7 protein-coding genes and 2 pseudogenes are annotated in these 13,669 nt (G+C 69.7%); 4 read left to right on the forward strand and 5 right to left on the reverse strand.

What is annotated here, in order from left to right:
- Positions 1-545: 545 nt before the first annotated feature.
- A pseudogene (locus tag ACFWBD_RS31425) lies at positions 546-608 on the forward strand (JmjC domain-containing protein); the annotation flags it as partial.
- A 15-nt stretch (positions 609-623) separates the two neighbouring features.
- On the opposite strand, the gene ACFWBD_RS31430 reads toward ACFWBD_RS31425, so the two are convergent.
- Positions 624-1,373: a hypothetical protein gene (locus ACFWBD_RS31430; RefSeq protein ID WP_385674190.1), complete on the reverse strand. Its 750-nt coding sequence runs from the start codon at positions 1,371-1,373 to the stop codon at positions 624-626.
- Positions 1,374-1,545: 172 nt separating this feature from the next.
- Here ACFWBD_RS31430 and ACFWBD_RS31435 point away from each other — a divergent pair.
- A pseudogene (locus tag ACFWBD_RS31435) lies at positions 1,546-1,794 on the forward strand (hypothetical protein); the annotation flags it as partial.
- Positions 1,795-2,243: 449 nt separating this feature from the next.
- Here the strand turns inward: ACFWBD_RS31435 and ACFWBD_RS31440 are convergent.
- From ACFWBD_RS31440 to ACFWBD_RS31455, 4 genes are read right to left on the reverse strand one after another with little or no spacing between them, the layout of a single operon-like run.
- Positions 2,244-2,936 carry a hypothetical protein gene (locus ACFWBD_RS31440; protein ID WP_385674193.1) on the reverse strand — a complete coding sequence of 231 codons (693 nt, stop codon included), beginning with the start codon at positions 2,934-2,936 and terminating at the stop codon, positions 2,244-2,246.
- 23 nt (positions 2,937-2,959) lie between these two features.
- Entirely contained in the window at positions 2,960-4,705 is a 1,746-nt protein-coding gene (locus ACFWBD_RS31445; protein ID WP_385674196.1) for a serine/threonine-protein kinase, read from the reverse strand.
- 50 nt (positions 4,706-4,755) lie between these two features.
- Positions 4,756-4,947, reverse strand: coding sequence for a hypothetical protein (locus ACFWBD_RS31450; RefSeq protein WP_385674199.1), 192 nt, complete (start codon positions 4,945-4,947; stop codon positions 4,756-4,758).
- Between the two features lie 43 nt (positions 4,948-4,990).
- Positions 4,991-5,539: a hypothetical protein gene (locus ACFWBD_RS31455; RefSeq protein ID WP_385674202.1), complete on the reverse strand. Its 549-nt coding sequence runs from the start codon at positions 5,537-5,539 to the stop codon at positions 4,991-4,993.
- A 954-nt stretch (positions 5,540-6,493) separates the two neighbouring features.
- On the opposite strand from ACFWBD_RS31455, the gene ACFWBD_RS31460 reads away from it, so the two are divergent.
- Both ACFWBD_RS31460 and ACFWBD_RS31465 read left to right on the forward strand, forming a co-directional pair.
- Positions 6,494-9,586: a hypothetical protein gene (locus tag ACFWBD_RS31460; protein ID WP_385674205.1), complete on the forward strand. Its 3,093-nt coding sequence runs from the start codon at positions 6,494-6,496 to the stop codon at positions 9,584-9,586.
- A 2-nt stretch (positions 9,587-9,588) separates the two neighbouring features.
- Positions 9,589-13,575, forward strand: a complete 3,987-nt coding sequence (locus tag ACFWBD_RS31465; protein WP_385674208.1) for a hypothetical protein — start codon at positions 9,589-9,591, stop codon at positions 13,573-13,575.
- Positions 13,576-13,669: the final 94 nt, after the last annotated feature.

Consider the following 13,669-nt stretch of genomic DNA (forward strand, 5'->3'; position numbering starts at 1 on the left):
TGCCACTGCTCGTCGGTGAGTTGCCTGCGCGTCACGATCCTCTTCCTACCGGATCCGCATTCCAGACGGATCCGGATCGGCAAGATTGATCACGACGTCACACAGGCCCTAGCCGTGACTCCGCCGTTCTCCCACATCTGAACGCTAATCATTTGCCCTGTGGCCGCGCATCAGTAGTCACTACTCATATGCAGCCCGAGCAAGCTCGAGCCTCGTTGACAGTGAAGTCTTCTCGGCAACGTGACGGTTGCGGTGCGTGACGGGCCTCGGCAGTGGCATCGGACACACCACGAGCCCTTCCGTCAGCCCACCTGCCATGAGAAACGGCTTGTCGGCAACCCCGAACAGCCGCAGGCCGGACACCCCGCCACCACCGCCCCGACCCCAGCACCCGGGAAGCACCCGCGCCGGGCCAGTGAGGGTCGCGCGCAGGAGTTGGAGAGGGCCACGATCAAAGGGCGGGTCAATGCACTGGAGTTGCAAAGGCTCAATGCTGGCGGAAGCGTCCGCCGGGCCCTCTACGCGCCGCCGCCAAATACGCCGGAGTAGTCCTGCGGCGCCCAGGAGACGTGCTGTATCTCCCGCGTCCCTGGTGGCACTCGGTGGCCGCCTCCGACCGAGTTTCAACAGGTGGTCAGGTTTGTGGCTCCGACGGCGCGTGCGAGCTGCTTGCCGAGCTTGCCGACCTCGGTGCCGCTGTCGCCAGTGACATGGAACAGCGCCCCGTGGGAAAGGCTGGTCCACACCATCGCGTCGGCGCGGGACATGCAGAAGTGCTGGGAGTCGTTGAACCAGGCCGGTTGAAGGTCGTGTTCCGTGCCGAACGCCGACAGGACCTCGACCGGGGTGGCTGCTCTGGTCCGGGCCAGTGCCTCGGCCAGCGCGCGCGGGGACGTTGATGCCCACATGGTCACCGCCGTATTCGACCTGCCATACAAGGTGGCGTTCTGGAACACCAGCTTCTCCCACGACTCCGCATAGACCCCGTCAGGGTTCTCCCCGTCCACGACGGCCGGCTCGCTGCACCTCGAAGGCCGCAGATCCAGGCTCAGCGGCATGTGAAGGGTGTTAATTAGCACGACAGGAAATTCCGGGGCAGTCCAGGGCTCGTTGTCCACGTCATCGTAGAACCCGCGCAAGTCGGCAACCGTCCGCTGGAAGCCGTAGGCGCCGTGCATCCCCTCCAGCAGACCGTCGTCATCGTGGCCGCAGAAGGCGAGGTAGCGGCGGTACGCCTCGGGGTAGCGCCAGCCGAGGGCGGCGAGGCCGCACAGCTCCTCCAAGTCGGCGATCTCCGCTTCGGCGGCACCCTTCACACGCCGGGACCAGCCAGGGCGATAGCTGTCCACATACTCGGCCAGCCGGTCGATCATGTCCTCTGCCATACCTGCCCGCGGAAGCCCGCTGTGTGCTTCCTGCCCCAATGTGCTCTCCTTCCGCACCCGCAGGATCGGCGGTTCGTCGGTTCAACTCGACGTCTTCTCCAACCTACTTGTGCACCGCTCCGATCGGACCCTGTCGGGGCCGACCTGGCGTCAAATACACATGAAGCCCCTGGTAGGAACAGGTCTACCAAGATCGAGTTCCGTACACCAGAGGCTCCACGCGTCGTCCAGAATCACCTACACCGCTGTACTCGACATCCGCAGAGAGACCGCTGAGTTCCTCGCCCGGCTGCTGAAGGACCACCGCGAACGGCTCGGCACCCGCGCGCTGGGCGTGTTCAAACAGGCCGTCCTGGTGCTGCGCTGGTTCGTCGACGGCACCCGGCTGGTCCAACTCGCCCGGGACAACGAGAGACGGCTCCCCGCCCACCTCCACTGCGGAGATACTCCGGCATAGATGCCAGCTCCCCAGACGCGCGGCGTCCAGCGCCAGCAACTGTCGCCGTACACCCGGAGCGACATACTGGTACCGCCCGGCCGACATCGGGTACACCGCCGCCATCAAGCACGACTCCGGGACCACAACTACTCCAGCAGGGCCTCCACCCGCCCCGGAACGGCCCGCACCACAAACCCCGGATCCGCCAGCGCCCCGTCGACCGACGCGCACTCCCTGAAGTGCTCCAATCTGCCCCCGAAGATGCTCCACGCACGCGGGCAACCGGAATCCGGGCACTTCGAGTAAGGAAACACCCCGCCATCCTGCACCGAGATGGTCTCCCGCTTGCTCGACACAGCAGCCCCGCGCCTGTGCCGCGCCCCCAGGGTGTCGTGGACCGATGTCCCGCGCCCCGGCTGTCATCGGCGGCAACGGTAGGTGAAGGCCGTCGCCGCCGAGCGAGGCCGGGCTCCCAGGAGGTCGATCACCGCCTGGGCCTGGTGCGTGCCCGTGCCGTGGAAGTGCCAGAGCATCGGCAGCTTCACCTCCCCCTGGCCGGCGCGTACGCGCTCGCGCAGCTCACCGGAGTCTGTGCCGTCGCTGCGGAGCCACCGGTATCGGAGAGTGCCCGCCGCCCCGTTGGTCGAGACGACAGCCATGACTTCGGCCGTGTCGTCGCATCCCAGATCGGCCGGGCTTGCGGTCATGGCGACCCCGGTGACGGCCAGTTCTGCCGAGGAGCGCGGATGCCACACCATGAGGGCGGCGGCAAGGGCCACGGCCAGGAGGACCGGCACGGTCCCTCTCGGCACTCGCCCGGGCCGCTTGGAGGCCCTGTGCCTGGAGCGGCGGGACGAAGCCGGGCTGACAGGTTCGCCCCGCCAGATCATGGTGGTCTGGCTGCGGTGCGGCTCCTCCTGTACGGGGGGCAGCACTTCTGTCTCGGCCTCGGCCGGCGAGGGCGGAGTCCTCACCGGGTAGACGCCCGTGCGCCACACGGTCACGGCGGTGGCCTGATCATCCGGCGTCCGTCGAAGCCCCCTGGTCTCGGGCGGCGCACTCCAGCCCGTCGACAGGTACTCCGGGTGGCCGTCCTCGTCGTTGCCTTGCATGCTCTTGGCCTTTCCGGGTCCGCTCAGCCACGCGGATGAAGGATGCACGCCAGCGCTCCCATGTCCTGGTAGGTGTCTCCCGACCCAGCCGCTGGAGTGCTGCCGGCCCGCACGCCCCAGTACCTCGAGCACGTGGTGAACTCGTGGTGCGAGGTGAGCTGGTATGTGGTGCGCCCGCTGAGCTGGTGCACCTCAGTGCTGCCGTTTTGGACCCCGGAAGTGCCGGCCCGGTCGCTGTCGTACCAGGTCAGCTCCAGGGTGAAGGCGTCGCTGCGGGTCGTGGTGACGGTCACCGTCACCACCGCGCCCCGGCCCTCCGAAGCCTCCTGCAGAGAGGCGATCTGCACGGCGCTCACCTGCATGGCGACGTCGGATGCAGATGCCGTCGCCGGTGCAGCCGACGGTTCTGGTGCGTTGTCGTCCGCCGGTACGGCCGTAATTGGCGCGCCGCTGGCAGCTCCGCCGTCGTCGGCTGCACCGGTGGACGTCTCGCCCGGCGTCGTCGCTCCCGGGTCGGAGGGGTCCACCGGGGTGGATCCGTGCGTGGATGCGGAGCCCGTCGAGGGCCCGTCCTGCGGGGTCCGGTCCGGTGAGGGCTCCGAGGTGTCGGACAGGGCCGGCGTATCGGCGTATGTCCTGGACGCCCCGTTCGTGGGTGTGGCATGGGATGCGTTCTCCGCCGACGACTGGTTCACCACTACGGCCGCGGCCGTGGCGACGACCACCAGCAGGGCCGCAGCGCCGACGAGGACCGGGGTACGGCGGGCGCGTGGGCCGATACGGCGACCGTGGCCGTCCGTCGGATGCTCGCCGCCGGCTGCCCCGTCCACCGGCGCTGCCTCGGTGGACGTGAGCTCGGTGGTTGCCATCTCGGTTGCCGTCTCCGCGTCGCCGGTCGGAGGGCGCGGCAGGCTCATCAGCAGCGCGACGACGAGAGCGGTGAGGGCGCGTCGGCCGCGGTCCTCCCAGTCGGGTCCGTAGCCCGCGGTCGCCACGGCCTCCAGCTCGCCGAGGAACTCGTCCGCGGAGGCGAACCGTTCTGCCGGGTCCTTGGCCATGCCCCGGAGCACGAGGGGGCGGACGGCTTCCGGCGCGTCCTGCGCGGGCACGTCCGAGGACATGTGCCGGGTCACGATCTCGGCCAGGCTGTCGCCCCCGTAGGGCCGGAATCCGGTAACGCACTCGAAAAAGGTGACGGTTGCTGCATACACGTCCGTGGCGGGGGTGGGGGGATGGCCCTGCCACTGCTCGGGAGACATGTACAGCGGCGTGCCGGCCGTGGCGGAGGGGGTGCTGCCGTCGCGGGCCGCGATGCCGAAGTCCACGAGTTTCGACACGCCGTCCTCCGTGACCAGGACGTTCTCGGGCTTGTAGTCGCGGTGGACGATGCCGCGCCGGTGTGCTGCGCTCAGCCCCAGGAGAGAGCCCTTGAGTACCGTCAGCGCCGCCTCGGGCACGGTGGCGCCCTCCTGCCGCAGCAGCACCCGCAGAGTCGGGCCGTCCACCAGGTCCAGCACCATGGCGGCGCCGTGCGGGACCTCGACGTAGCGGTGCAGACGCGCCACATGGGACGAGATGATCTCCCGGAGCAGTTCGGCCTCGGCGCGGAACTCCCGCCGGAAGTGCGCGTCGTCCACCAGCCGTTCGCTGAGGTACTTGATGGCGACACGTGCGCCCGTGGCGGTCTCCATGGCCAATACCACACGCCCGCTGGCACCTGCCCCCAGCTCGCGGATCTCGGTGAAACCGGGGACGGACCAGGTCTTCACGCTCCAGGCTGCCTTTCATCGTCAGTCAGTCATCAGTCATCAGTCGTCGGTCATCGGCTGTCTGTCGCCGACGGACCGGAAACGTCGGCGCGGGCCGGACCCAGTTTCTCCGCGCGGGCGTGGGGGTGTCCTGAGTAACCGTTGCTCAACAGCAGCACCATCACGGACGCCACGGCACCGATGCACAGCGTGGAACGGAACCCGGCGACGAACCAGGCCGCGGACTGGTATCTGTCGTTCACCGAGAGCGTCTACATGGCCATCTGCGGCTTTCGACGCCGGGAATTATCTGGGGGCGTCGGTTATGGCGGGTCGGGTGGCTTTGGCTGGCTGACGGTGGCGGATTCGGAGAAGGGTGAAGTTCCCCGGAGGCCAGCCCGGCCGCCCGATCAGTGCGTAGGCACGGTGACGGATCTTCTCCACCTCGTTCTTGATCTCCGCTTCCCGGCCCACCGACCGCGTCAGTTCCACCCCGTTCACCGGCCCCGAAGCGGCCACCACCGCGGCGAACACCTCCCGATACAGGCCGCTTAGCACCTCCTCACCCATGCCCGACCGCCACACCGGCGACCGCTCACCACGCCCCGCGCCCGGGCCGCCCGATCCCACGGCGGCAGCCATCTCACCACCGGACAGCACCGGAACCGGCGTATTCACCGGGCTCTCCCCGGCCAGCACCGACACAAACTCCTCACGCCCCACCCGGGCCCGCTCGACCCTCTCCCGCGCGGCATCCACCTCCGCCTGAGCCTGCTCCAGGACCTCCGTCCAGGACACCAGATCCTGCCTCGCCCGCGCCTCACGCTGTTCCATCAACCCCAGCACCGACGGCATCGCACCCTCCTCGATCCACAACAAGCCGCCCGCCGCCTGCCCCTACCCCGTCGCGATCATGCCCCGCACACAAAGAAGCCCCTGCTCACCGAACAGGGACTCCCCTTGCCACAACGCACTTACCGGAACGCGCCGAGCAAGGTCGCATAACACCACGAGGCGGGACACGACCATGGCGTGGGCCATGCCTCGCTCGAAGGCCTGCTGGCGCGGGTCCCCCATGGTGCCGCGACGTTCCAGGGCCGTGGTGCGGGCCGTGTCGAGGGCGGTGTTGGAGTGGAGCCGGCGTTGCCAGGTTAGCCAGCGACGGGCTCCGACAGGGCTGAGTAGTGATTGCTCAGGCGGTTCCAGCCCGCATGCCGGTTGTCTTGTTCCAACCCGTCTGCCGTCTGTGCGGACGGAAGGCCAGACGTCAACCTCGCCGGACACCGCGAGGTCGGGAGATTCAGGAGCGTGGTGACCCGGTGAGTGATGGTCGCCTGCGCCCTGCCCGCTCCTCCTTCGCCGACTGCCGACTCAGCCCAGTCGTGTCCATGAGCGCCCAGCCCCGCTCCTGCGGAATGACCCTGGCGTCGTGCGGACCCTACGCCAGGCCCTGCGCAACGTCATCCGCCTCAGTTCTTGAGGCCGGCCCGCCCATGTTGCAACGCCCCGCTCCCTGCGCGCGTTCGGGCGCCAGGTCTCGACGGCGCCTCGCTGTCTGGACATTCCCCGCATCACTGACCGAGGAAGGTGGCCGTGGCACCTACGCCCCCGCCGAAGAAGAATGTCTCCCGTCGGCTGTTCCTGCGCTACTCCGGTGGGGCAGGTATCGCTGTCGCCGCCGCCGTGAGCACCTTGCATGCCGTTGGTCTCACCTCAGGAACCGGTTCTGCTGCGCGAGCCACCGCGGTGCCGGTCCGCACGGTGCTGCTCCGTCGCCGCGACGACATGATGAACCTTCAGATTCTGCTCGTGAACCTACGAATCGGCGGCAAGACAGGGGCGCCGACGCTGGTCAGGCCGGACGCGGACCAGCCCGCCTTTCTGGTCGTGGACTTCGGCCCGCAGTCGGCACAGGAACGTTCCTTCCCTGATCCGGGCACCGTGGGCCAGGCGCCTGTATCGCTGGAGTGGGGTGCGGCGAGCCGACTGGCCTTTGACGTGACCGATCATCTTCCTTTGCCCTACACCACGTCGGGCTTGCTGGACTGGGCCGGCTTCCCCGCCAGGCTGGTGCCGAACGCACAGGGCCGCGATGTGCCCGGGACGTTCCAGGGCGAGCTGCGCGCGCCCACCAGCCACGAGACGTCACTGGAAGTGCCCTTCGGCGTTGTCGTCTCTCCTGACGACAGCAGCGGGTGGTGCCATGTGGAGACGGCCGCTGTTCCGTCTTCGCCCAGCGGCTGGACCGAACTGTGGAACACCCGCCTCGGCTCCCGAGTGGACGACGGCGAGGACGGCGAGGACCACGAGTGGACCGTGCGGGAGGACGATGCGCCTCGGCCGCTGAGAGCGGTCTGGCTCCGTGACTCGCGTTTCCCGTCGTGGCTCCAGGCCCCGTCCTCAGTGCCCGCCGCGGGCCCCTATCCGACGTCGCTGACTCCTCGCAACCGCTACGACCTGGTCCGCCTGTCGTCCGACTTCTCCGCACGGACCACGTCGCTGCCCGCCCCCATCGAAGCTGATCTGCTGTCACTGTCCGCCCTGGGCGCGGGGCTGGAAGCCCACGGGTCCTGGGACACGACGGGCAACGCCTTCTCGTCGGGACTGGCGGAGTGGTCGCACAGCATGGGCCTGGGACGCGACCACAAGGTGCGTGTCGCCCAGCACGGCTATCTGCTGCCCTTCGGCCACCGTGCGGCGTATGTGCAGGTCACGGAGCGCCAGCTGGAGCCGGACGGCGGCGGCACCGTGAGCGGCATCCTGCGTACCCGTGCGTTTCTGGTCGTCCTCGAGCGTGAACGTCGTTACGAAGGCGATCAGGACATGCCCAGCGGCGGCAGAGCGCTGCCGTTCCGCCGGATCCAGGCCGTGACCCGTACCACCCCGACGCTCGACGCGGCGCGGCGCTATGTCTCGGCGTCCGCTGCCCCGGTCGTAGGCGACGACACCGCCTACGCGTTCCTCGCGGAGTCCGGTTCCGCCCCGCTTCCGTTGCATTTCACGGGTGTGGACTGGCAGGGGCGGCGCGTCTCCTTCGCGGCCCCGGTGGTCTTCATCAGCGAACGGGGTTCACTCACCAGCTCGCTGCGCAGCGCCGTGGCGACGAAGTACAACTCTCTGACTCCCGTTGACGACGCCGCGCGTCTCGGATGGGTCGGCGGCAAGTCCGTCGCTCTCGCCGCCCCGGCGAAGCCTGGCGACACCAGTCTGCTGGTCCGGGCGCTGTCGTTCGGCATGACGATGGCGGATCCCGCGGCGAAGGGTGTCCCGGCTTTCCCGTCGGTGAGTCAGGTGGTCGCCGAACTCCCCGCCAGTGTCCGTGCGTTCGCGCCGGACGCGCCCGCGGCCGTGCTGCAGTACTTCGACGGCTATGTCAACCATGGCTTCGAGGACGCGTACAACGCGGCAGGCGTGTACCTCGCCAAGGCACAGGGCAGCGCCCGCACCGCTCTGGAGTTCGCCGCCGAGCGCAGCGGCGGCATCGTCACCCCGGGTCTGATCATGGACGGTCTGTCCCGGACGTTCGGACCGGTGGCCGGCGACCTCGCCCAGGTGGCGCGTGAGCGGTTCGACGTGTCCCAGATGCTGGCCGACCTGGACGTCAACCTGCTGGGCGGCGTGCGGCTGTCGGACGTGGTGAAGAACCTGGCGGGCGATGTGCCCAACCCGCAGCAGGCCATCAAGGTGGTGACCCGGGAGTTCGACCGTCTGGAAGGCGCTGTCCGCAAGCTGGAGCGGGTCGAGGCACGGCTGTCCTGGAGTCCCGAACTCAAGGCCGGCCCCGGAAGTCTCCGCATGTTCGTTCCAGGCCCTGATGGGCGGCTGGACATCGAGGCCGTGTCCATCGTGCGGCTCCTGCCGCCGCTGAACGCGGACTACACGGTCCGTGGGCGACTGAGCGACGTCGCCATCAACATCTGGGGCGACAGCGGCGGCAGTCACTTCGTCACGGTGGGAATCAAGTCCCTGCAGTTCACCGCGGCCAAGGGTCGTCCTGCCGACGTCGACTGCCAGCTGGGTCAGGTCTCCTTCCACGGGCCGCTGAAGTACCTGGAGGAGATCGCCAAGCTCTGCCGACTGTCGGTTCCCGGTGTGCCTTCGGGCTCCAGTGCCCTGGCGGGTCGGGCCGCCGCGGCCCCCGCCGGTTCCGGTGGGTCGCCGCTGGCCGTCAGCGTGGTCGGGCAGCAGATCCAGGCCGAACTGTCGATGGCCCTGCCGTCGCTCTCCTTCGGTGTCTTCTCCCTCGACACGCTCAACCTGTTCGCAGGCCTGTATCTGCCCTTCGACGGATCGCCCGTGCGGTTGCGGTTCGCCCTCAACTCCCGGGAGGCCCCGTTCTCCCTCACCATCTCGTTCCTCGGCGGTGGCGGCTTCTTCGCCCTGGAAGCCGGCGCCGACGGGGTGGAAAGCCTGGAGACGGCCCTGGAAGTGGGGGCGGGCACGTCCTTCGACGTGGCCGGCGTGGTCTCCGGCCACGTCGAGGCGAAGATGGGCGTCTACTTCGGGGTGCACACCGTCGCGGCCGGCGACTCGACCGCACAGCAGGTGGAGCTCTCCGCCTACGTTCGCTTCAGCGGCCGCATACGCGTACTGGGGCTGGTCTCCGCCTCAGTGGACTGCTATCTCGCGCTCACCTACTACTCGAGCCCCGACCGGCTGGTCGGCGAGGCCAGGGTGACCATCTCGATCGACCTGTGCTTCTTCGAGACCTCGGTGAGCTTCAGCGTGCGCCGCGAACTGGCCGGCGGCGGCAGCTCCGCGACGGCCCTCGCCGGTGCGGGCGCGAAGTTCAACAAGAGACTCGCCGCCGTCGCCGGAGCCCCCGCGCAGGGCTTCTCCGACGCCTACACCCAGCAGCACTGGAATTCCTACTGCACCGCCTTCGCCCCCGTGGGAGCCTGACCATGCCCCGACAGAACATCATGTGGACCGTCCTGCCCCGAGGCGGCGGATCCGGCAAGCTCCGCTTCACCGTGCACGTCGCACCGCGGCTCGTCATCGACACCGGCAACGGTCGGCTGAGCGACTTCCCGGACTGGCTGAACTGGCCCGCCACGCTCGCGGACGCACAGTTCAAGCTCCACCTTCCCGCGACCGGCGCCAAGCCGGCCAGACTGGTCTCGACGCCGGACAGCGCCCGCTGGAACGCCCTGTTCGACCAGAAGACCCTGGTGCGAGGCCACTCCTTCGCGGGACGCGAGAACCGTGTGGTGCGCTCCTACCCCGTCAGCCATGTCCTGTCCTTCCTCTCCGAGCGCTGGGGACGCTTCGGCGCCACGGCCGTCGACGCACCGCCCTCCTACGACGACCTCGCCGAGGACGATGCGTTCGGCCCGATCGGATTCGAGCAGGTGACCGCCGGCAGCCACGGCAAGAGCGGCTACTCCCGGCGAGCCGAGCTGACGGCGACCCTGGAGGACAAACTTCAGGCGAACGGCGCTGTTCCGTTCAATCCCGCGGACGCCGACAGCGCGGACGGTCTCGGCCGTGCCTTCCTCCAGGCCGAGCGCTTCCACCAGCGAGGGCGCAGGTCCGGCTCAGGCGCCCTGCCCGAACAGCCGCGGGAGCACCTGGACGTCCACCAGGTGATCGCCGCGACCCGCGAGTACCGCGGGCTTCAGCGAGCCCTGGGGCTCGCCCTGGAGTTCGAGGTCGACGACCCCGCCGTGACCGCACTGCTGACCGGGGCCACGACACAGACCTGGGCCAGCCTCCAGATCACCTGGGCGAGCAGTCCGCCGCCGGCGACCGGCCGCACCGATGTGCTGCCCCGCACCCGCTGTGTGATCGGCGACAACCGTTTCGAGGCCGCGCCGCGCGACGCCGACGCCAGCGACGTCGCCCGCGGGATGCTGCGGGTCGGCCTCGGCGACCGATTCACGGTCGTGCCCGTCGACCCGGACGGCGGAGCGCTGCTGGCTCGTCAGTTCGCCGACAACGTCAGCCGCTCGCGCGTGGTCGAGGGCAGTCGGCTGAAGAAGCGCAGTGCGGCGGGCGCGGACCAGTTCGCCCTGCCCGCGCTGCGGTCGGCGGGACTGTCGGTCGCCCGCATGGGCCGGGCGACCGAGCTCGTCAAGGCGTTCGACGGGGCCGCCGAGGCCAACTCCGCGGCCTACGACGAGAACGGAAGCCCCCGGCCTGGCGTCCTGGACCTGTACGCGGACGACCTCGTGCGAGGCCATCGCTGGGACGTCCGCGACCTGGCAGGCCCCGTATGGCGGTCGCTGATGGCGCGCCAGGGGGCCTACGTCTTCGAGCGTGACGGGCAGTCAGTGAACACGGCCGAGGAAGGGCAGGTCACCCTGGCGCCCAGCACATCCGGGGAAGCCGACGACACCGACCTGTACCTGGGCGAGTCCCTGATGCGCTGGGCCGGCTGGAGCCTGGCCGTCGACCGGATCGGTCGGGCCCTTCAGCCCGACGGGACGCTCGCCGACCCTGAGCCGGTCCAGGACGAGGACTTCCCCGTCACCCCGCGGTTCACCGTGCCGCCCGCCAGCCTGCCCCGGCTCCGCTTCGGGCATGCATACGCCTTCCGTGCCCGTGCGGTGGACCTGGCCGGCGACAGCCTGCCGTTCACGCAGCAGGACCTCTTCCCCAACGAAACGGCCTTGCAGACGCCGGAAGTCGCCCACCGTCGCTTCGACCCGGTGCCGCCGCCCCATGTGCTGCTGCGCGAGCCGCAGACCGTCGGCGAATCGGTGAACAGGATGGTGATCCGCAGCGAGAACGCGGCCGGCTCCACCGCCGAGTCCCACCGGCACGTCCTGCCGCCGCGCACCTCGCAGGCGCTGGCCGAGCAGCACGGCATGCTCGACGCCGACGCGAACGGTCATCCCCTGCGGCCCGACCTCTACCAGGTCCTCGCCACCCGGGACAGCGCCCGGCTGGAAGACCTGCCGGGCGCCCACCAGGGCACCGGGGCGAACGCGGACACCTGGTACTTCGACACCGATTCGCTGCCCGTCACCTATCTGCCAGACCCTCTGGCCAAGCAGTTGCTGATCAAGGGGCTGCCTGGGAGCACCAGGGAGTTGACGGCATCGGCCCTGGGAAGCTGGCCGGAGGCGTCCTCGCTCCGCGTGCGGCTGATCAGCGGCGCCTCCGACGGCTGGTCCTGGTCCGACCGGGTACTGAAGGTGGCGATGGCGCCAGGCCACGAATACCGCCTGCTGCTGTCCTCCAGGTTCGCCGACGCCGATCTCGACGTCATGGGAGTGTGGGGCTGGATTCAGCGCTGGGCCGCCGCGTGGAACGCCGCGCACCCCGGCAGCACGATCGATCTCGCCGCGCTGCGCACCAGGGCCGCCGAAGGACGCCACCCGATGATCACCCCCGGCCAGGCCGTCACCCTGGTGCACGCGGTCCGCACTCCTCTGGCCAAGCCGTCCATCGCGCGCATGACGACCCCGGACCGAGCGCCCGCTGCCACCCGGCTCGCGCTGAAGGGAGAGGTCCTGTTCGACCGGCGTTCCACCGGGACGCTGGACGTGCTGGCCTCCTGGGAGGAGCCCGTCGACGGCGGGCCCGGCACTCCGGATCCGGTCACCCCGCGCACCTTCCGGGAGACCCCGCTGTCGCTCCGGATCGACCGCGCCCCGGATCCCAGCCCCGGAGCCGATGCCATGGACGTCGACGGCGGGCACGACTTCGGCGACACGCGTCATCGCGTCGTCACCTACACCGGGCTGGCGACAAGCCGCTACGCCGAGAACTTCCGGGAGGAGAGGAGCGTCTCCCTGGCCGACGGGCGGGTGACCCTCGACGCGCTGGAGCCGGCCACCCTGAAGGTCAGGGAGGCCGCGAGCGGCCTTCCCCTCGCGCCGGCGCCGGCGGGCGCCACCGATCCCCCCACGGCCGAGGGCGACTACCTGTTCGACCCGGCGACCCGGGTGCTGACGCGCACGGCCGGCGGCACGCTCGGAGACGACGCCGCACTCGTGGTCAGCTATGTGGCACCCGGCATCTACGCCTCCTCGAGCGAGGAGCGACGCACCGTCCTGAGCACCGCGCAGCCCGCGCCTCCGGCGGTGCGGCAGGTCGTCCCGCTGTTCCGTTGGGACGCCCCGGCGACCGACCAGAGCAGGCGTCGCGGCAACGCCGTCCGCATCTATCTGGAGCGTCCCTGGTGGTCTTCGGGCGCCGGGGAGAAGCTCGGCGTGGTGCTGGTGAGCAGCAGCGCCGAACCGCCCCAGGCCCTGCGCCCGTACCTCACCACGCAGGGGGTGGACCCCACGGTGACGGACTACATCCTGCCTCCCTACCCGCGACTGGCGTCACTGCCTCGCACGACCAAGTCGGCCACCGGCGTGACCTTGGCAGAGTTCTCCGGCACCACGGTCACCATCGCCGGCCATGACGTCTCCTTCGACGCGGCCCGCGACCTTTGGTATGCCGACGTCGAGTTGGCCCTGCCGAACGGGACGCCGCCCGCGGCGTGGCTTCCGTTCGTGCGTCTGGCGCTGGTGCGCTACCAGCCGAACTCGCTCGACGGCCTGTCGGTGTCCAAGGTCGTCCAGGCCCCGATGATCCAGCTCAGTCCGGAGCGCAAGGCCACCCTTGTGCGCAGTTCCGGCACGGCGACGCTCTCGGTGACGGGGCCGGCGTACACGGGGACCTCGGCGGCGGCGAGTAGCCGTCCGTCGGTTCGCGCTGTGGTTGAGCAGGCGAACCCGGCCGTCCCTGACCCTCACCTGCGTTGGGAGGAGATTGCGGGCTCGGCTGTCACGCTGACCGCGACCGGAAGCAGCGCGCAGACGACCTGGACCGGCACTGTGTCGACCACAGGCGGCCCTTATGGCAACGCGCCGCGAAGGGTGTGCATCACTGAGACTGAACACCATCTGGGAGGTATCGGCCGCGTCGTCTACTTGGATGTCCTGGCTCTCTGACTCCTCGGCGAGACCGAGGCGGCCCGTGCACATGGTCACGGGCCGCACTCACCGAACCCAAGAAACGTGGCTGCTCGCCTCCGTTGGCAGGGAG

Source organism: Streptomyces sp. NPDC060002 (genome assembly GCF_042737245.1).
GTDB lineage: Bacteria > Actinomycetota > Actinomycetes > Streptomycetales > Streptomycetaceae > Streptomyces.

Excerpts from the sequence above, each read along its gene's own strand:
- ACFWBD_RS31440 (WP_385674193.1), bottom strand. The coding sequence starts at position 2,936 with ATGCAAGGCAACGACGAGGACGGCCACCCGGAGTACCTGTCGACGGGC.
- ACFWBD_RS31430 (WP_385674190.1), bottom strand. The coding sequence starts at position 1,373 with ATGATCGACCGGCTGGCCGAGTATGTGGACAGCTATCGCCCTGGCTGG.
- ACFWBD_RS31465 (WP_385674208.1), top strand. The coding sequence starts at position 9,589 with ATGCCCCGACAGAACATCATGTGGACCGTCCTGCCCCGAGGCGGCGGA.
- ACFWBD_RS31455 (WP_385674202.1), bottom strand. The coding sequence starts at position 5,539 with ATGCCGTCGGTGCTGGGGTTGATGGAACAGCGTGAGGCGCGGGCGAGG.